The organism is Photobacterium lutimaris, from assembly GCF_003025555.1.
GTDB classification, from domain to species: Bacteria; Pseudomonadota; Gammaproteobacteria; order Enterobacterales; family Vibrionaceae; genus Photobacterium; species Photobacterium lutimaris.
This window is the reverse complement of record NZ_PYMH01000002.1, coordinates 259,813-279,249: the sequence shown is the minus strand read 5'-3', so window position 1 is coordinate 279,249 and position 19,437 is coordinate 259,813. Positions and strand designations below refer to the sequence as shown.

Here is a 19,437-nt window from a genome sequence, read left to right as displayed (position 1 = left end):
AACCAGCAAATGAGCCGTTGTTTTTCAGAGGATTGTCAATTTACTATCAATTTATTTTTTACTTAGATCTTTATGGATAAATATTGTTGATTAATAATTAGACAAACTTACGTGTGTTCTTCAAACTATTTCTTACCAAGAATGAAAAGTTAGATTGCACTATGTAGGTGTGGGCGATTAAACACTGCGGTTTAACCGAGTTGTTTTGAGTGTGTTAAATAATGAATTTGAGGGTAAATTTGAGTGTTATCAAGCTCTTATGTGGTCTGTTTTTGTCTTTTCTTTAATCTTAAAAATATGCATGATTTCATTTTGTATACCATTGAAAATGTTTATTTCAGCATTAACTTTTGGTAATGATGGCGAAATTATGCCTTTGTTTTTATCGTAATTAATTTCATATAGGGTATTGCTGTCTTCGAATTTTAGGTAACTCAAAAATGAAAACAGCACAAGTGAAAAACCGCTGGTTAATAGCTCTCGCTGCGGTAGGTATTCATATTTCCATTGGTTCAGTTTATGCGTGGAGTGTATTCTCCAATCCTCTTCATGAGGCTTTTGGTTGGGATTTACAACAGATCTCGCTGACCTTTGGTATCGCTATTTTCTTTCTTGGCGCTTCGGCAGCTGTTATGGGCCACGTGGTTGAGAAAAAAGGTCCACGCTTCACCGGGATGATTGCTGCAACCTTCTTCGGTATAGGTATTGCTGGTGCAGGTGTCGCTGTTGCGATGGAAAGTTTGTACATGCTGTATTTCAGCTATGGTGTCTTGGCGGGTATCGGTCTTGGTATGGGTTATGTCACGCCGGTTTCGACGCTTATTAAGTGGTTCCCAGACCGTCGTGGTCTAGCAACTGGCTTGGCAATTATGGGCTTTGGTTTTGCATCTATGATTGCAAGCCCAGTAATACAGGCACTGATCAGTGCTGTTGGCTTGTCTTCTACTTTCTACATCATGGGTGCGACATACTTTGTTGTTATGCTTTCTGCATCGCTTTACTTAGAGCGCCCACCAGAAGGTTGGAAGCCAGATTCTATGGTTGAAACCAAAGAAAACGGTGCTGCTGCTAAGAAACCAGCGGGTGACTTGAACCAATCAAGTGCTAACGATGCAGTACGTACACCAACATTCTGGGGCCTTTGGGTGATGATTTTCATTAACATCACTTGTGGTATCGCGATTATCTCTGCTGCATCGCCTATGGCGCAGGAAATTGCTGGTCTGACAGCAATGGAAGCAGCAACGATGGTTGGTGTCATGGGCCTACTAAATGGTTTGGGGCGTCTACTATGGTCTGCGGCATCTGACTACCTAACGCGTCCGAACACTTTCATGCTGTTCTTTGTTATCCAAATTGGCGCTTTCTTTATGCTGCCTTCACTTTCGAACGCAATTGCATTCCAGATTGTAGTCTTCGTTATCATGACCTGTTACGGTGGCGGTTTCTCTACACTACCTGCTTATATCGGTGACTTGTTCGGTACCAAGCAGTTGGGTGCAATCCACGGTTACGTACTGACAGCATGGGCACTTGCAGGTCTGTCTGGCTCATCACTAGCGGCTTTCGTACGTAATCTTACCGGTAGCTACACCATGACTATGTACATCTTCGTGGGGATCTTGACGGTAGCCTTGGCGATTTCTGTTGTGATGAAAGTGCACGTGGCTAAAGTACTACGTGCTAAAGAACAAGAAGCGGTTGAAGCGACACCCGTTACTGCATAATCTGTAGAGATAGGGCAAATTTGTGACAACAAACACATTTTAATTGTCCTATCTCAATGTTGAAGTAGAATCAGTTGGTTATAAACAATAGATTCGTCACAAACAGTAAGTAGTATGAAATCAGTAATTAATACACTTTATGAAGCCAAATTGGCTGAGCTTAAAGATAAAATCGACGCCGGCAGCGTTCCCGTTCAACTGACTATTGTTACTGTCGGTGATGATCCTGCTAGTAAGGTATATGTGAGAAACAAGATTCGCCTTTTTGAGGCGCTTGAACTTCCTTGCCATCACATTATCCTGCCAGAAGAAGGGACAACACAGGCAGATCTCGATGGTTTAGCTGACAATGCGGATCATCCAATTTTATTCCAACTGCCTCTACCCAATGGATTGGAAGCACCAGACTTAGCGGCAGCGGTTGATGTTGACGGTTTTGGTTCAGAAGCTCTGGGCCAACTGGTATTGGGGCAAAATCCAGTATTGCCGTGCACAGTACAAGCCGCCATTGATATTATTGAACTTCACTGTGGAGAGTTCAGCTTTCCCGGTTTGAAAGTCGCTATTCTTGGTCGTAGTAATATCGTGGGTAAGCCGTTAGCGATTGAACTCATTAACCGCCAAAGTACGGTATCTAGCTTCAATAGTCGTTCTGATCTCGCGATTGTAGATTGGAATCAATTTGATGTGATTGTGGTGGCTACGGGTTATCACGGCACACTGGACAACACTCAGTTCATTGAAGGCCAGCTGATTATTGATGTTGGTATTAACCGCATCGACGGCAAACTGGTTGGTGACATCAAACATCAAGATGGCCATCTATCAGACGCTGCGATTACACCGGTTCCGGGTGGGGTCGGCCGCTTGACTTGCCTGAATGTATTGGGTAACGCGGTTAAGCTTTGTCAATCAAAATAATGGCTTAAGAGTTATGATTGTCAATCAAAGGCGCTACGCAGGTAGCGCTTTTTTTATATCTGTGACGGGTATTACGACAGAAAGTTTTTCCTTGCCTTAAATGTGGCAACCCTTACTGTCAGATTTTAAGGCCGATAGTAAAGGAAAACTGGTCAATATCAACGCTAACGCCCTGATCTTTCATGTCAAAGAATTCTTGTCTCACATCAGCATAGAAGTTTTTATAAGACGCGCGTGCACCAAAGCCGAAATATATGCCGCTGTCATCATAAAAATTCTCTTCATAGAGATAGATACCACCTGAAATGAAAGGCTTTATCGAGACATTTTCTCCGTAGAATGTATAGCCGGCATCGCCACCTAGCTTCATTGTATCGCCTCTCAGAAGTCCTTCATCATTTTTCTCGTATGAAATATGAGCGCTAAGGTATTTGTTTGCATCATATCCATACTCAAGTTTGATACCGTCCCCGTAACCAAAGCTTAGGCCCATCACCTCAGCATCCGTCGTGCTATAACCAACACCCAAACGGTGGCGGTTTTCATCGTTTGCGCTGACTTGGGAAGACAAAGTAATAGCGAGTGTGATGGCAGTAAAATATAGCTTTTTCATGCACTTATAGCCTTTATATTCAAAATCGGCACAAGGGTATAGAAATAATCGGTGGAATAAAACGTTATTTTCGATGTAGTAGCGCTGGATATTTAATATCGATAAAGCCATCACAATTGGCATTAAGGCAAAGGTGAAATTTCGATTTTAACAAATGAAAATGTGACAGGTGACGTGCTATCCCAGTATCAGTATCAAGCCGTATTGAATGTTTATTCGGTGAATTTATTGGCAATATGGTTCAATACAACCAGTAGCAATGTTGTATAGGCCTACCATGAAGAAACTAACCATACTTGACGGCGGAATGGGGCGGAACACATTCGCGCGTTGGTAGAGTGGAGAGATGCGCTTTAAGGCGGGCTGTCATCTCTTCCACTTCACCAACATTCTCTCAGCCAAGAAATGGCTAGAGCCTTTTTGTTGGCTTGGTTTAGTTCGCAGGTTTTAGTAACTGGCCTAAGTAGCGAACCACATGCGCGGCATCTTGCGCTGTGGTGTTGATTTTAGCGATGATCGCATCGGCGCGCTCATCGTTTTCTTTAAACATCTGCTTCACTTTTTCATTCATCGCATGGGCATTTTCAAGCTTCTGCTTACAGTCCTCAAACAAAGCCGTTAGAAATTCCATATCGATTTCACCGCCTTTGATAAACATATCAGCCGCAATTCGGTATACGGTGTGGAACTTGTTGGCCATGTCCTTTTGGTTAGTCTGACCTTCTTTGGCCCAATCTTCAGCCCAACCTTTGAAGATAATGGCGATTTGAGGGTTTGGAATAATGTTTACTTGTGGCATTCGAACTGTCCTTCGGCGTGATACTGCGATTTTAACTGGCTAAGTGTAATGGAGGTGGCGATAGGGTTAAAGGGATAGGACGGTATATGCTTAATTAACGAGCATGTTGTGATCAGTTCACCGGGAAAATGCGTACACAAATGTATGTTTTACATCCGCAATTTTGCTGTCTCACTGGCAATAGGAGTCAATCATGAATCAACACTTCGATAAGGATCAACAGCGGGTTAGATCTCTTCACCTACGTCAAAGCCCAAAAAATGATCGGTTACGTCGCTTAGCATTAGCCGCTAGCATGCTTGGCGCTTGTATGGTGGCAGTGATATTGGCTATACCTGAAGCTAAAGCGGAAAAACCGGCAGAGTGTAAGGGGTGGATGAATCACTCATTTAATAAGCTCAACTCAACGGATTCAGTCCAGTTATGTGAGCAATTCGCCGGCCAGGTGTTAGTGGTCGTCAATACCGCTAGCCAATGTGGTTTCACCCCCCAGTTTGAACAGCTTGAAGCTGTCTATCAGCAATATAAAGACCAGGGGTTTTCTGTTATTGGTTTCCCTTCAAATGACTTCAACCAAGACAGAGGCAGTGAAGAGAATACGGCGAAAGTTTGTTATCTAGATTACGGGGTAACTTTTCCTATGATGGAACGGACATCTGTAATAGGTGAAAAAGTAAATCCAGTGTTTCAGCATTTATCAAAGCAATCAGGCTTATCGCCGAATTGGAACTTTTATAAATATATTATTAACCGTAAAGGTGATGTTGTAGCTGTATTCTCTAGTCAAACAAACCCCACAGAACCAGCAATGTTAGGCGCGATAGAAAAAGCATTGCAATAACCCTAAAGCGTATATTCCATGCGCCTCTATCAATCTTCACGGTCCCCACATGAAGAGCTGTGGGCAGTTTTACTGGTCTTGTTGGGTAAGTAGCTAACTGCTTGCATTTTTGGCTTTTTATTTCAACGTGTTAGTTGTGTAATTGTGAGTTAGTGTTGTATTGATATGTAACCTTGTGCGCTTGAGTCAGAAGTTGAATAAAAACTCCGTTTCATCTCATTTTGAATTGATATTTGTAACATTGGTATATGAGAATAGAGCCTGCTCGTAATGATGTTTTTGATATTAAATCAAAGCTGTCTTTAATAAATAATTAATCACTGAGCATAAAAATAATATCAGTTGGAAGCCTGGGTGCGAGCAGTGCTTAGGTTTTATTTATATCGGAGTTTACATATGACACACATAAAAACATTGTCCAGTGCGATTGCATTGGCGTTGATGTCATCTTCTGTTTCAGCACAGCTATTAATAACGGAATATGTTGAAGGAACCAGTAATAATAAAGCGGTAGAAGTGACAAACCTATCTGAATCTGGAATTAACCTCTCAGAATATAGTATTCGCCTGGCGATGAATGGTGCAAACTCATTCGGCACCACGATTGGTTTGAATGATGTCAATTTAGCTGGCGGTGAGAGTTATGTGCTTCACCATAGTTCAGCCGCGCAAGACATCAAAGATGTCGGTGATCAGTCATCTGGCAGCTTGAGCTTTAATGGTGATGATGTTGTTGTTTTGTTTGAAGGTGAAGAGATCATTGATAGCTTAGGCCAACTTGGCGTGCGTGAAGATTTTGCCAAGGACGTGACGCTGCGCCGAGATCCATCAATCACTTCGGGAAGAACAGATGTTGAAAATGATTTTGACGTCGATCTACAGTGGGTCACTTTCCCAACAGACACTTTTGACGGCTTAGGCTGCAGCGGCCTTGAAGCGTGTGATGGTTCAACACCGCCACCAAACCCGTTTGTCTGTGATACCGACAATCTTGTTCCTATATACGATGTGCAGGGTGATGGCAACCGCAGCCCACTTGTACCTGATGGCAGTTTCGAGAGCCCTGACAAGTACTTTGTGCGTGGCGTTGTCACGGCCAGAGGCGAGAGTCTATATAAAGGCTTTTACTTGCAAGACCCATATGGGGACGGCAACGAAAATACCTCTGACGGTGTCTTTGTTCACTTAGGCGGCGGTGCGCCATCCAAGGAAATTCAGCCGGGTGCAGAAGTCTGTGTTGAGGCGACGGTGAAAGAGTATTATGGCAATACACAGCTCGATGTTCGTAATAATGCCTTCAAGGTATTGAGTACAGACAATCCCATTCCGGCCCCAACGCGTTTCCGTGTGCAAGAGGGGGAAGATCTTCATGCGGCTCTTGAACGACATGAAGGCATGCAGGTGTTGCTGGATGCTGATAGCCCGTTGGTGATCACCCGTAACTTCAGTTTTGACTATGCGTCTTACCGAAATAACCTGGTATTGGCACATAACGCACCTTTGTATAACCCAACGCATTTATATGCAGCAGAAACAGAAGCTGCGAAAGTACAAGCTGCAGAAAATGCAATCAGCCGTGTTTATGTTGAATCTGATTATAAAGCCAAAAACGGTGAACTACCGTGGTTCGATAACTTTAACCCGGTTGATGGTTATCTCCGCATGGGGGATCAGTTAACTGGTCTGACTGCAATGGTTGGCTACAGCTACGGCGAATACCGTTTGGTAACCACAAATACCATAGGCAGCGGTGATTTGTTGCGCTTACCTGAAAATGAAAGGGCTGATGAGCCACTAACAGCTGATGAAAATGGGCTGAAAGTCGCAGGCTTTAATGTGCTTAACTATTTCACCTCATACGCTGAATCTGGCAATCCAAATTACATGTGTTCAGAGGTATCCGTAAGCCCTAGCGATAAGTGCTACCGTGGCGCACCGTCAACGGATGAATTTGCACTCCAGCAGGCCAAACTGGTCAATGCAATTGTGGCGATGGATGCTGATATTGTCACGTTAATGGAGCTGGAAAATAACGGCTTTGACAGCAACAGCGCCTTGGCATCACTACTGGATGCGTTAAACGATGCTCAATCGAACAAAAAAGATCATTACCGTGCTGTGAAGGTACACAAATCAGATCTGACTTTCAAAGATGAAGCCGGTTTTGAAGGTGTTGAATACTTTGGTACCGATGCGATTACAGTGGGGATTATTTATCGTCACCATAAAGTAAAAGCGAAAAATAAAGCGCGTCAAATTATGCTGCCAGAGCAGCATGCACCGCTTGATAACGGTGGCGTAAAAAGTGCTTACCAGCGCCATGCTATGATGCAGAAGTTCAACATCCCTGGTGCAAAAGATGATCTAACGATTATTGTGAATCACTTTAAGTCTAAAGGCTCATCGTGCTGGGAAGATGATGTCATCTTCGGTGACAACGAAGATGTTCAGGGTAGCTGTAACAATTTCCGTGTGTCTGCTGCCAAAGTCTTGGGTGAAGCGGTTCAGGACATTAAAGGTGATGTGCTGGTGATGGGCGACTTGAACTCGTACGGTATGGAAGATCCTATTCTGACGCTGACTGCATTTGATGATGTGGATCGCGGTGGCAAGATCTTCACCGCTTCGCATACAACGCTTGATGGCAAAGTATTCGAGCAAGAGGGCCAGTTGGTTGAGAAAGGTTATGGTCTGGTTAATCTGAAACACAAGACGGATTACAGCTATAGCTTTGAAGGTGAGCTAGGCAGCTTGGATCATGCGTTGGCTTCACCATCACTGGTGGGTAAGGTCGCAGCGGTGGAGGCTTGGCACATCAATGCTGCAGAAAGTGATATGTTTGAATACGGCAGCAAGCACACCGGCGATTTGGAGAAGTCAGACAATATCTATTCATCGTCTGATCACGATCCAATCATTGTGACACTGGAATACAAACACAAGAACGGTAAAAAATAACGTCTCTTGAAAAGCAAAAAACAACCGGCGATCTGCCGGTTGTTTTTTTGACCAGATTGAAATAATCATTATTATTGGGTGTAGGATGGTTTATTTCATGTAAGACAGAACATGCAGGGAAAAGAATGACGCTGATACGAGAAATGGATATCTCTGACTACCCACAGGTCATCAAACTTTGGTCTGAAACCGAAGCCATGCTACTTCGGGATGCTGACTCACAACAGAATATTGCTAAGTATCTAAACCGCAACTCCGGCTTGAGTTTCGTTGCAATGGATGGAACCAGTACCGTAGGGGCAATCCTAGTGGGTACAGATGGAAGACGAGGTTATATCCAGCATCTTGCGGTTTGCGCTACGCGCCGAGGGCAGGGCATTGGCATACAGCTTATATCATGCGCAATTGATGCGTTGAATGAGCAGGGAATACCAAAGACCCACTTATTTGTGGCAAATGAAAACCTCAATGCACAACGCTTTTATGAAAAGCTCGGCTGGTTTCCTCGTGACGAAGTACGGATGTATTCGTTTAACGCCTCAGGTTTAAGTAACGTTTAGTTGTTCAAATATGCACCTATTTCTTGGGGTATGGCGAGGAAAGCTATTGAAAATACAAATCGGTTTCTTGGTGTTTTTGCCACTAAGAGGGCTGGCTATTGATACACCATTGCCTTTTTCATTCACAACTCAGTATGAAGTATATTCAGTTGAAGGTGATACGGTAGCTGACATTGAGAAATCATTCGAAGATGAAAAACCGCTGTTTCTTAAGGTGCGGGAAGCGGATGGATATACTGGCTGGAGGTATGACTATTGGACTGATGATGATACCTGTGAAATTAAGGCGTTTAGCTTAGATATCACTTACAAACTACCTCAATTAAAAAAGTCAGCAGTATCACCTGAAATCACAGAGTTATATCGAGAATATATAAAGCAACTCTATAGGCATGAAGAAACACACTGTGCCTTGACTGTCATGTCCGTTAACGAAATGTACTTAGCCTTTGAAAAGGGACAAAAAGGTCATTGTGCAGAACAAGGTAAAAAAGTCGCAGAGCATGTTGAGAAGATCTCAGGTGATAACGAACGTTTCGATACTTATACAAATCACGGCGAAATTGAATTAGCGGTATCGCCATTTGGGGAGGAGCGGTATCATTCTGTTTGCAAAATCCCATTCTCAGGTATTGTGAGTAGCCTCTGAGCTAGGTGAGACAAGAGGTCAGTTACGCCATGCCCTACAAGTCGAGTTTATGCACATAGATGAAACGGGATTGAACTATTATTACTTTTCATCTTCGATAAGCTGTTATAACACTCAATAGGCCGCCCTCATTGCCAAAATTACCATTGCACAGCTCTTCACGGTCAAGCTCACCGGTAATAAATGCGCTCTTCGTGATAAGCGCCATGTTGGCGTTTGCAGGCAATTCCCTATTATGCCGACTGGCGTTGGTAGAAGGTTCTATTGATGCAGGCAGTTTCACTCTAATCCGTTTAATCTCTGGCGCAATAACGCTGGTGGTTTTAACATTAGCCATGCACTCAAAGGCATCTTATTTACCCGTTAACTGGAAGAAGTCAGATATAGTCGGTGCGATGATGCTGTTTGGCTATGCCACGACTTTTTCTTTCTCATACGTGAATATAGCTACCGGGACAGGGGCCTTGATCCTCTTTGCTTCAGTCCAGTTTAGTATGATTGGCTTTCATCTTTTCAGTGGCAATAGAATGCAACTTTGGGAGTGGGGTGGCGTTGGCGTTTCCCTTATTGGCTTTGGTTATCTACTACTTCCCACTGCGACTCGCCCTGATGTGCTCGCCGCATTACTTATGATCATCGCGGGCATGTGTTGGGCGGCCTTTACCATACTGGGCAAGCAATCAACCGAGCGACCTTCAATACTGACCATGTCTATAAACTTCTTGTTGGCATCCCTGCTCGCTGTGTTAGTTGTCGTGCTCGTCCCTTTATCAATGGAAATCGAACACATCACTTATCGTGGTGCTCTGTTGGCGGTGCTTTCAGGGGCGGTGGCTTCAGGGATCGGTTATGCAATTTGGTATGCGGTGTTACCAACACTATCTATATTGCGGGCATCTGTTGTTCAGCTTTCGGTGCCAGCATTGGCAAGTATTGGAGGGTGGACAGTACTCAGGGAAGCGATTACGATTTCAACTGGGATCGCGACATTACTTATATTGGGGGGCATTGCGCTAGTGTTTGCAGTTAGAAACTAGTGTTGCTTTATTCTGTCCAAACTCGGCACTGATTCGCCATTATATAAAACGCCTGAACTGCTTGGTCTCAGGCGTTTTCAAAGTCGTTGCTATGTGGTTTACACCCAATAAGTTTTGATTGCTTTAAATCGGGCTTATTGGCGCTTCTTTCAAGCTTGGATCAAGGTCATCATTAACCTTGATATGGGTCTCAACTTTACTGTCAAAGATATGCGGAGAATCAGTGATTGGGTTTTTACCCGTCCAGAATTCTAATGAATTGAAGACGGCGTAGTCTGCCGCACTAGTGACGCCATAAACAGGTGCCAAAAGAAAGTTAACACCGGCACGTGCGTATCGATTATCAACGGTTTCGACATTAAATTTCATAACCTTACCTGTGACCGCATTACTGCCCACACACCCTGTCATTGTTGTTGCTAATATAGCTATTCCTGCAAATTTTAATACGACGTTTTTCATCTTGCTTCCTGTGAAATAGATAATGGTATTTATTATTAGAGTCGGGGAGTGTATTTAATGGCTTAACACGATTCTTACCATGTAGCGCCATTTGATATAAATCGTTGATGTAATACCACGGCAGTAACCAGTAAAGTAGCCAGATACGTTCAGTGCTGGTTGAGAACGGCGCTATAGACAATGAAAAAGGGGGGCAATAAAAAAGGGCCCGTAGGCCCTTCATTTAATTAAAGCCGTGAATACAAGTATTAGTTGGCGCGGTTAAGCGTTACAACGTTGTAGTCAAGCGGTTTAAGCGTAGGCATGTTTTCTGCAATGTAATCGATCACTGCTTGTGCATCAGTGTTACAACGCACGTTGTCAGCCTTACAGTTTGGCGCTTCGCCTTCGTAGCGAACTTTAAACCTACCACCGACTTCTTCGATGTTCTTCACCTTGAAGCCGGTCAGTTTGCCGTCAACGTAAGCGAGGTCAACACGATCTGACGATTTCTGCTGGGCGGTAAATAGCGGAGTCCAGCCATCGTTACCGGTTGCGTTATAGTTGTTAATGGCAACATTGTAGGTTTTATTGTCTTCAATCGGAGTCCATACTGGCGCATCAGCATTACCGGTCATCACTTCAACGTAGTCCAGCTTACCGCTCTGGTAAGGGGTGGTTTCGGTGTATTGGTAACGGATGTGGCCACCGTATGGGAATTTACCCGCGTGAGCACCTTCAGGTAAAGTGGCAGAAACTGTACTGTCGATCAGCTCTTTGATGTCTTTACCTTGTACTGGTACAACCGACATGAAGTTAGAGAACGGCAGTAGCTCTAGTGAAATGTTACCTTCACGGTATTCACCGGCTTCAATGTTGGTACGGATCCCGCCTGCACCAATCAAAGAGAAGTCAACGTTCATACCGGTTACAGCGACAACTTCTGGCGAGTTAGCCCAGTAGTACTGACCAGCCGCCAAGATAGGGGCAACATCAGAGCCGTGAACATCGGTACCACCGTCACCAGGGCGACGCTCGTGGTTGATTTCTGTCGGTACCTGCGCAATCACTTTACCGTAGGCTTCATCAACAGCTGGCTTGTATTTGGTGTCGATGATTTGACGCATTACTGCTTCTTCTTCAGTAATGGTGATGTTGTCTTCACGTTCAATGAAGTTAATGACCGAAGCCGTTTCAACAGCATTGAATTCACTTCCAGACTCACGCATAGGGGAATGGAAGTATTCATCGTTACTTAGTAGTACATTCAAACCAGCACAGTTGGTGATTTGGCCGTTGGCATCAAATGTAACGTCTAGCTGGCCGATAGCTTGGGCATATTGACCGGCTTGTACGACACAGGTCTGGCTTTGGTTGTTAGGGTTTTGAACCATTTGGGCATACTCGCCGCCGTGGTCATGACCGATGTTGGTAAAGTCGCCCAAAAGGGTGTGCGAGTGACCACCAACGATCAGGTCGATACCGTTAACCTGAGAAGCAACCGCTACGTCAACGGCGTTACCGATATGGGTTAGGGCAATAATGTTGGTGATGCCTTTAGCTTGCAGTATATCAACCGTTGCCTGTGAAGATTCCACCATGTTGTGGAATTCGACTTGGCCAGTGTTAGGCGCAATGTTCGGCATGTCATCGAGTGCGATACCGAATACGGCAACAATGTCTTTGTCTGCAGGTAGGTTGTTTAGGTCGGTGATTTTTGTTTTTTGGTTGCCGTCAAAAGCGAAAACAACGAAAGGCTTGAGGTTGGTTTGATCTTTTAGGTCAGGATCGTTGCTGGTGTCGACATTTGCAGCGAGGACGGGGAAGTTAATATCGCTGATGAATTGGTTAAGCTTAGCATTGGTAAGGTCGAACTCGTGGTTACCAAGTGCCATTGCGTCTAGACCTAAGCGGCTCAGCAGCTCAGCATTCATTGCCCCTTCGTTCAGTTTGAAGTACGCACTGCCTTGCCATGCATCACCACCGTGGAGGAACAAGAAGCTTTGGTTATTGTCTTCTGCTGCTTTCTTGTATTCGTCTGCCATAGTCTGCAAACGAGGGAATCCTCCGAACTCATTGTAGACCAGGGTGTCATTGGCCTTGAAGCTTGATTTGACCGGGTCGAAATTGGAATGCGTATCGTTGATGTGCGCGACGGTCAGGGTAAAGGAGTCGTTATTTTCTAAAGTGGGCTGAGCACAACCAGCCAGCGCAGCTGTGACAGAAAGCGCAATGAAAGGCCTAGTAAACTTCATTTGATAACCTATTTATAGATAGTGAAAAGCCTTTGTAATCAAGGCGTACGCACTATATACGAGATGAAATGGAGGGGCAATTGCAAAAAGATGGCAGAAAATGTCATCAATTCACAGCATCCCAAACGATTAGGCGATGACTTTGCATGTTATTGAATGAAAAGGGGGATTAAAACGCTGCTTAAAATTTTCCTGTATGTATAAACTTGTAACGAAGTGTACTGATAAATCAGTTGATGATTATATAAGCACTTATAGCCGTTGAATTACCGGATAACAGCTCTGGGAAAAATATCCCATGAGGGAAATCATCGATGATAGCTAAATTGATGTAGCGCAAAATAGTAGAGGTATATTACATACCTCTAAAGAGCTGACCTTAAGAAGTATGAATAAAAGCGTTCAGAAAAAGGAAAATGCATTCTGTAGGGCTATCCACTGTTAATTTTGTGTGACGGAATAATTGATAAACATTTAACGTTTGACACGGATGTGTGTTGCTTAAGCGGGTGATCACAAATTTTAGCTGGGAAAATCATATTCCCTTGCCTATTTTTGCTGTGAGTGGAAAAATTTCCCACAGAAAAAGAAAAGCGGGAAATAAAACCCATGAATAAGCAAGAGTTCATTAATACGGTGAATAGATTTGATTCATATACAGCGGCAGAAAAACGTATTGCGGCTTACTTTATGGATCACTACACCATGCTGCCTTTTGCAAAAATAGATGAACTCTGTAGACAAATCGGGGTAGGAAAGGCAACGCTGGGTCGTTTTTTACAGCGTTTAGGTTTTAGCGGTTTTATTCAATTTAAAAAAGAAGTGTCAGATGATTTGGCACAAACCTTAACAATACCTATCGAACGTTATGAATATCATGCGCATGAACAATCGCAAGATACGACAGAAGGTTTGTTAGCCAATCATTATCAAGAAACTATCGATAATTTAGATAAGACATTCATTAGCTTGTCAGAGCAAGACTTTGAATCCGCCATGGCGTTGATGCGACATTCGAAAGGGAAGCTGTATGTAATGGGGAGTGCCTCTTCGGAAGCCCTGGCTACGTATTTCTACCTGCTTGCAAGGTACTTACGTAAAGATGTCGTACTGCTCAAAGCGGATATCTCAACCTTACCGCATCAATTGGTAGATGTGTGTGAAGACGACGTATTATTGGCCATTTCTTATCACCGTTATTCTTCTATTACGATTAAACTCGTTCGCTGGTTCCATGAGTGCGGCGGCCATAACATATTAGTGACAGATCAACCGGTGAACCCATTTGTTTCGTATTGTGATGTGCAGTTTATCGTTGAAAGTGCGGGACGAGGGTATTTCAATAACCGTGCTGCCGGTTTTGCACTGATAGAGGCATTGATTAAAGGTCTTTCACAGCATCAAGACAAAGATAATAGATTTAAACGAATAGAAGGACTATTTGACGAATTCAGTGTGTTTAAAAACTAATTCTCTTTAACTGAATATTAATCTTCAAATTTATATTTTGAAATAATGTTGATTTTAACAACGCTTCAAACTGTGGCGAGATACTGAGTGGGCTCTATGTAATAGGCTCTCGATGTATTAATACGCTTTAAACATAAAACCATTTTAAATAAATATAATTCAATTTCTCCATTGAAGGGGTTTTTAATGATTACATACTTAGCTCTACCATCAATATTTTGTGTCGGATATTTTATTGTCAAAAAATATAATACCCAGGCGGTATTATTTTTGGCAGGTCTGTCGATGATTGCATTAGGGGTGATAAGCGGTAATACCGACTTTATGCCAAAAGGTGGGACACATACTGGTTCTGTTGTCGTCGATTTCTTTGAAGTGATAAAAGTCATTTCATCAACGACGCTAGCCAAACTGGGTCTGATTATTATGGCTGTGGGAGGCTTCTCAAAGTACATGGGCCATATCGGTGCGGCAAATGCCATGGTGCAGATTGCGACTAAGCCGCTCTCATATGTGAAAAATCCGTATTTGGTTCTGGCAATGGCGTATATCATTGGCCAGTTGATCAACATCTTTATTCCAAGTGCGACAGGTTTAGCGCTGTTGCTATTGGTAGCCATGTACCCAGTACTTGTCGGTGTGGGCTGTAACCCAGCGGCGGCGGCAGCTGTTGTTGCAACCACCGGGTGTTTGGATCTTGGTCCTGCCTCTTCTGCTGCTAACAAAGCTGCAGAAGTCTCAGGCATTGATGTTGCCACGTATTTTGCAAGCTACCAGCTGCCTGTATCAATCGCTGCGATGGTTGTGATTGCGGTACTTCACTTCTTCTGCCAGCGTTACTTTGATCGTAAAGATCAGGAGAATGGGGTGGTTCATGAGTTCAACCTTGATTCAAAAGATCAGCGTGAAGCACCGAAGTGGTTTGCTATCCTGCCTGTTCTTCCTTTGATGCTGTTGTTGACGTTCAGTAAGTTTGCTATCACGTCTATTAAAATGGATGTGGTCACGGCGATGTTCATTGCCCTGTTTGTCTCTATGGTGTGTGATTTCCTCTATACCCGCGACGGTAAAACGGTAGCCGCATCTCTTAAAGTCTATCTGGAAGGCATGGGCGGCGTGTTTGCTGGTGTTGTCACACTGATCATTGCCGCTCAAGTGTTTGTTGTTGGTCTTAGTGCGATAGGCTTTATCGATTTACTACTTAACTCGGCTGCGAATATGGGCCTTGGCTATTCAGCGATGGTTGTGATGCTGGTGGGTATTATCATTACTATCACCATGCTATCGGGCTCGGGTAACGCAGCGTTCTTCAGTTTCTCTAACCTCGCCCCAGACGTGGCGTCTCAGGTCGGTACCGCTGCCGCACACGTAGCACTGCCAATGCAGTTGTCAGCAGGTCTGATGCGCTCAGCCTCACCGGTAGCCGGTGTTGTGATTGCTTGTGCAGCAGTTGCTAATGTTTCACCTATTGAACTGGCAAAACGCACTGCAATCCCAATGCTTGGCGGTTTGCTAACGGTGATGATTTGCTCGCAACTTATTGTGTAAGCAGGGCTAACAACGAAAACAAATAATAAGTATACGGCAGGCATTATCTCTGCCGTATTTTCGATTCTAATCGGAGCTGAATATGAACATTGTCGAAAGATTTATCAATTATACCCGCATCAATACCACGACCAGCCGTGAAAAAGGTGCAGCAGGCATCATGCCTTCTTCCCAAGGGCAGATGGAGCTGGCGATTCTTCTAAAGGCTGAGCTGGAAGCGCTAGGCATGGAAGAGATCATGCTACGAGATTCAGCCATTCTTACCGCGACGTTGCCTGCCAATATTAATAAAGATTTACCCACTGTTTCCTTCTTCGCTCACCTTGATACCAGCGCTGAGCAAACGAACGATACCCAAGCAAAAATTGTGCAGTACAACGGTGGGGATATCGTGCTGAATGAAGCATTAGACATTGTGTTGCAAGAAGCAGATTTTCCTGAGATCGCCCAGTATCAGGGGCAGGAGATCATTGTTACCGACGGAACGAGTTTGTTAGGTGCGGACGATAAAGCCGCTATCGCAGCCATTATGCATGCGCTGCAGGTATTAACAAACAACCCTGACATTGAGCACGGCCCAGTGAAGGTCGCTTTTCTCCCTGATGAAGAGCAAGGTTTGCGCGGCGCGAAAGCGTTTGATGTTGAAAGTTTTGGCGCTGACTTTGGCTATACCCTCGATTGTTGCGGTATTGGTGAGTTTGTTCATGAAAATTGGAACGCAGGTAATGCGGTCGTTACTTTTACCGGCCAGTCTGCTCACCCGATGTCGGCGAAAGGTAAGTTGAAAAACTCACTATTGATGGCCCATAAGTTCATTGCCATGTTGCCACCGGGAGAGGCGCCTGAATACACCGATGGCAGGGAAGGTTACTACTGGGTTAAAGAGCTGGCGGGTAACAGCGCGAAAACGGTTCTGAAAATGGATATCCGTGATTTTACCCAGCAGGGTTATGCGCAGCGTATGACGTTCTTACAACAACTTGCTGACAGCTGTCAGACGCTTTGGGGGCAAGGCCATATCAATATCGAGCTCTCAGACCGCTATGAGAACGTCGCCAATAGTTTGGAAGGGGAGGCAGGGTTCCCGATTGATATCGCTAAGGAGGCTTATTTGCGCAACGGAATCGAGATGAAAGCGATACCTATGCGCGGTGGGTATGATGGTGCGGTGTTGTCGCAGAAAGGCTTGCCATGCCCGAATATCTTTACCGGGGCGCATAATTTCCATTCCATCTACGAATACCTGCCGGTTGACTCGCTACAAGCAGCCAGTGATGTTGTGGTTGATGTGATCCGCATTACGGTTGAGAAACTGGCCAAGTAGAGCTGCTTTCGATGTAAAACCGGTTTTGTAGTATTTATATAAATGAAAAGAGCCAGCATAAATGCTGGCTCTTTTTGTCATCTTATAAAAGATTATTTGACGGTGGCAGCTACTGGCTCAGTGCCTTCTGGGTGCCATGCGCCGTCTAGATCATCAAGCTCAGGGAACTTAGAGCGGTCGAACTCAGGCGTTTTACCGGCTTTAAGCTGTGTTTCGTAGTCTTTGATAACCTTGATAGCCAGCTTAGACAGCATCACTAGAGCAACGATGTTGATTAGCGCCATCATACCCATAGAAGCATCAGCCAGGTTCCAAACAACTGGAAGCGATGCAACAGAGCCGAACATAACCATCATTAGTACACACAGGCGGAAGGCAAATAGGCCTTTCTTCGTGTTACCGTTCAGGAACATTACGTTGGTTTCAGCGTAGCTGTAGTTCGCAATGATAGATGAGAAACAGAACAGTAGAATCGCGGCAGCCATGAAGTATGTTGTCCAGCTACCTAGCTCGCTTGTTAGCGCTTGCTGCAGTAGGCTGATACCGGTTGCTGCGTTTGGCTGATCCATCACACCACTTAGCATGATCATTGCGGCAGATGCTGAACAGATAACGATAGTATCTACAAATACACCTAGCATCTGAACAAAACCCTGTGAAGCAGGGTGGTTCGGGTTAGGTGTTGCACTTGCTGCAACGTTAGCCGCAGAGCCCATACCCGCTTCGTTCGAGAATAGACCACGAGCGATACCGCTTTGCATTGCTTGAGCAATCGTATAAGCCACACCACCTGCTGCTGCTTCTTGCCAGCCGAACGCACTCTTAACAATAAGCGTAAGCACTGCAGGAAGCTCTGTGATGTTCATGATTACGATGATCATAGCGATTGCTAGATAGCCAATAGCCATGACTGGAACAATCTTCGCAGACGCTACTGCAATCTTACGTAGACCGCCCATGATAAAGAACGCAGAACACGCAACAATCACAACACCCATGATGGTTTCGTCAAAGCCGAAAGAGTGGCTTAGTGCATCTGTGATTGTGTTCGCTTGTACGGCATTAAACACAAGGCCGAATGCGATGATTAGGAATACAGAGAATAGGGAACCCATCCAACGCATGCCCAAGCCTTTTTCCATGTAGTAGGCTGGACCACCACGGTATTGACCATCAACATCTTTAGTTTTGTAAATTTGCGCCAGTGTTGATTCGATGAAAGCAGTAGACATACCGAATAGTGCAATCACCCACATCCAAAAGATAGCGCCAGGGCCACCAACGGTCAGTGCAACTGCAACACCGGCCATGTTACCTGTACCTACACGGGCTGCCATTGATGTACAGAACACCTGGTAAGAGCTGATACCGTTATCAACATCTTTACCGCTTTTTAGGACATCAATAGAATGGCGGAATTGGCGAATTTGGATAAAGCCGAGGCGTAAAGTGAAGTAAATACCGACTGCTACCAGTAGGTAAACAAGGAGTTGGCCCCAAAGTACACCGTTAATTGCGCCAATGATAGTCTCTAAACCATCGTTAAGCGAAGTCAACCAAGTTTCGTTTGTAACACTCATACTAATTTCCTGTATATGACACTCAACCAATCAGTGGTCGATTGAGTAAACTGAAACGTCCATTTACATGACAGTTCATGAATATGATTCTGAATTTATATTTGTTATTTGCTGGTAGAACCCAGCCATGTGTAACTTGTTGAAGTTACAAATGTGAAACATAGAATCAGGTGTTTCATCTGTAGACGGGGCGGTAAGTTAGCATGAAATTCGATGAATTCAGTGTGATACTGATCACGCTTTTTGAATGAGAATGGCTCCAAAATAACTTGCAGTGTGCCATTCTGTATAAAAATCTATATATAATCAACATCTTGAAGTGTTGTTGTTGGTTCTTAGTGAGCGGCTTATTGAACGGTGTTGAATTGATGCTATTTTTGTTTTTTACTCTGCTTTAACGAAAAAGCACAGAACTTTTAACCGTTGATAGAGGGGCGAATTTCAATAATTCTTAACATTTGAGAATGGCTGTGAAGGTTTTTTAATGAGGAGATGAATAATATTTCATGATTTAGTTAATTAAAAACCGCTCTTTAAAAGCGGTTTTAACCAATTAAATCATATGTCGCAGAGTGACTTAATGAAGTGTTGTGGATGGTGAGTGGTGCGGGTTAGGCTCTGGGCAAGAGGACTGGTTCGCTTCTATATAGTTAGAATGTTTGCTTTTGTCCTTATTTGCATCGGGCGTTACCATTTCCAATTGGTGACCGCAGA

General features: G+C 44.2%; 14 protein-coding genes and 1 pseudogene. 10 read left to right on the top strand and 5 right to left on the bottom strand.

What is annotated here, in order from left to right:
• The first annotated feature begins 440 nt into the window (after positions 1-440).
• Together C9I99_RS06840 and C9I99_RS06835 are read left to right on the top strand one after the other, a co-directional pair.
• Positions 441-1,727: an L-lactate MFS transporter gene (locus C9I99_RS06840; protein WP_107348127.1), complete on the top strand. Its 1,287-nt coding sequence runs from the start codon at positions 441-443 to the stop codon at positions 1,725-1,727.
• A gap of 114 nt (positions 1,728-1,841) precedes the next feature.
• Positions 1,842-2,648 carry a bifunctional 5,10-methylenetetrahydrofolate dehydrogenase/5,10-methenyltetrahydrofolate cyclohydrolase gene (locus C9I99_RS06835; RefSeq protein WP_107348126.1) on the top strand — a complete coding sequence of 269 codons (807 nt, stop codon included), beginning with the start codon at positions 1,842-1,844 and terminating at the stop codon, positions 2,646-2,648.
• Between the two features lie 118 nt (positions 2,649-2,766).
• Here the strand turns inward: C9I99_RS06835 and C9I99_RS06830 are convergent, their stop codons facing one another.
• Both C9I99_RS06830 and C9I99_RS06825 read right to left on the bottom strand, forming a co-directional pair.
• Positions 2,767-3,261 carry an outer membrane beta-barrel protein gene (locus C9I99_RS06830; RefSeq protein WP_166645371.1) on the bottom strand — a complete coding sequence of 165 codons (495 nt, stop codon included), beginning with the start codon at positions 3,259-3,261 and terminating at the stop codon, positions 2,767-2,769.
• Between the two features lie 433 nt (positions 3,262-3,694).
• A complete protein-coding gene (locus tag C9I99_RS06825; protein ID WP_107348124.1) occupies positions 3,695-4,060 on the bottom strand; it encodes a hypothetical protein in 366 nt (121 codons plus the stop codon).
• A 310-nt stretch (positions 4,061-4,370) separates the two neighbouring features.
• Here C9I99_RS06825 and C9I99_RS06820 point away from each other — a divergent pair, with 310 nt between their 5' ends.
• The 5 genes from C9I99_RS06820 (at position 4,371) to C9I99_RS06800 (ending at position 10,105) form a co-directional block, all read left to right on the top strand.
• Positions 4,371-4,901: a glutathione peroxidase gene (locus C9I99_RS06820; protein ID WP_107348523.1), complete on the top strand. Its 531-nt coding sequence runs from the start codon at positions 4,371-4,373 to the stop codon at positions 4,899-4,901.
• Positions 4,902-5,297: 396 nt separating this feature from the next.
• Positions 5,298-7,859, top strand: coding sequence for an ExeM/NucH family extracellular endonuclease (locus C9I99_RS06815; protein WP_107348123.1), 2,562 nt, complete (start codon positions 5,298-5,300; stop codon positions 7,857-7,859).
• Positions 7,860-7,984: 125 nt separating this feature from the next.
• Positions 7,985-8,419, top strand: coding sequence for a GNAT family N-acetyltransferase (locus C9I99_RS06810; RefSeq protein ID WP_166645370.1), 435 nt, complete (start codon positions 7,985-7,987; stop codon positions 8,417-8,419).
• 46 nt (positions 8,420-8,465) lie between these two features.
• The gene (locus C9I99_RS06805) at positions 8,466-9,068 is read left to right on the top strand and encodes a DUF922 domain-containing protein (protein WP_166645369.1); all 603 of its coding nucleotides are present in this window, start codon (positions 8,466-8,468) and stop codon (positions 9,066-9,068) included.
• A 206-nt stretch (positions 9,069-9,274) separates the two neighbouring features.
• Positions 9,275-10,105, top strand: coding sequence for a DMT family transporter (locus C9I99_RS06800; protein WP_107348121.1), 831 nt, complete (start codon positions 9,275-9,277; stop codon positions 10,103-10,105).
• Positions 10,106-10,231: 126 nt separating this feature from the next.
• Here the strand turns inward: C9I99_RS06800 and C9I99_RS06795 are convergent.
• Together C9I99_RS06795 and C9I99_RS06790 are read right to left on the bottom strand one after the other, a co-directional pair.
• Positions 10,232-10,567, bottom strand: a pseudogene (locus C9I99_RS06795) (DUF3332 family protein); the annotation flags it as partial.
• A 248-nt stretch (positions 10,568-10,815) separates the two neighbouring features.
• Entirely contained in the window at positions 10,816-12,801 is a 1,986-nt protein-coding gene (locus C9I99_RS06790) for a bifunctional metallophosphatase/5'-nucleotidase (RefSeq protein WP_107348119.1), read from the bottom strand.
• Between the two features lie 609 nt (positions 12,802-13,410).
• Here C9I99_RS06790 and C9I99_RS06785 point away from each other — a divergent pair.
• From C9I99_RS06785 to pepT, 3 genes are all read left to right on the top strand, one after another.
• Positions 13,411-14,271 carry a MurR/RpiR family transcriptional regulator gene (locus C9I99_RS06785; RefSeq protein WP_107348118.1) on the top strand — a complete coding sequence of 287 codons (861 nt, stop codon included), beginning with the start codon at positions 13,411-13,413 and terminating at the stop codon, positions 14,269-14,271.
• A 186-nt stretch (positions 14,272-14,457) separates the two neighbouring features.
• Entirely contained in the window at positions 14,458-15,819 is a 1,362-nt protein-coding gene (gene dcuC, locus C9I99_RS06780; protein WP_107348117.1) for a C4-dicarboxylate transporter DcuC, read from the top strand.
• An 82-nt stretch (positions 15,820-15,901) separates the two neighbouring features.
• Positions 15,902-17,143, top strand: a complete 1,242-nt coding sequence (gene pepT / locus C9I99_RS06775) for a peptidase T (protein ID WP_107348116.1) — start codon at positions 15,902-15,904, stop codon at positions 17,141-17,143.
• Between the two features lie 92 nt (positions 17,144-17,235).
• Here the strand turns inward: pepT and C9I99_RS06770 are convergent, their stop codons facing one another.
• A complete protein-coding gene (locus tag C9I99_RS06770) occupies positions 17,236-18,723 on the bottom strand; it encodes an alanine/glycine:cation symporter family protein (RefSeq protein ID WP_107348115.1) in 1,488 nt (495 codons plus the stop codon).
• Positions 18,724-19,437: the final 714 nt, after the last annotated feature.

Excerpts from the sequence above, each read along its gene's own strand:
- C9I99_RS06835 (WP_107348126.1), top strand. The coding sequence starts at position 1,842 with ATGAAATCAGTAATTAATACACTTTATGAAGCCAAATTGGCTGAGCTT.
- C9I99_RS06815 (WP_107348123.1), top strand. The coding sequence starts at position 5,298 with ATGACACACATAAAAACATTGTCCAGTGCGATTGCATTGGCGTTGATG.
- C9I99_RS06800 (WP_107348121.1), top strand. The coding sequence starts at position 9,275 with ATGTTGGCGTTTGCAGGCAATTCCCTATTATGCCGACTGGCGTTGGTA.
- C9I99_RS06825 (WP_107348124.1), bottom strand. The coding sequence starts at position 4,060 with ATGCCACAAGTAAACATTATTCCAAACCCTCAAATCGCCATTATCTTC.
- pepT (WP_107348116.1), top strand. The coding sequence starts at position 15,902 with ATGAACATTGTCGAAAGATTTATCAATTATACCCGCATCAATACCACG.
- C9I99_RS06790 (WP_107348119.1), bottom strand. The coding sequence starts at position 12,801 with ATGAAGTTTACTAGGCCTTTCATTGCGCTTTCTGTCACAGCTGCGCTG.
- C9I99_RS06820 (WP_107348523.1), top strand. The coding sequence starts at position 4,371 with ATGGTGGCAGTGATATTGGCTATACCTGAAGCTAAAGCGGAAAAACCG.
- C9I99_RS06840 (WP_107348127.1), top strand. The coding sequence starts at position 441 with ATGAAAACAGCACAAGTGAAAAACCGCTGGTTAATAGCTCTCGCTGCG.
- C9I99_RS06810 (WP_166645370.1), top strand. The coding sequence starts at position 7,985 with ATGACGCTGATACGAGAAATGGATATCTCTGACTACCCACAGGTCATC.
- C9I99_RS06830 (WP_166645371.1), bottom strand. The coding sequence starts at position 3,261 with ATGAAAAAGCTATATTTTACTGCCATCACACTCGCTATTACTTTGTCT.
- C9I99_RS06770 (WP_107348115.1), bottom strand. The coding sequence starts at position 18,723 with ATGAGTGTTACAAACGAAACTTGGTTGACTTCGCTTAACGATGGTTTA.
- dcuC (WP_107348117.1), top strand. The coding sequence starts at position 14,458 with ATGATTACATACTTAGCTCTACCATCAATATTTTGTGTCGGATATTTT.
- C9I99_RS06785 (WP_107348118.1), top strand. The coding sequence starts at position 13,411 with ATGAATAAGCAAGAGTTCATTAATACGGTGAATAGATTTGATTCATAT.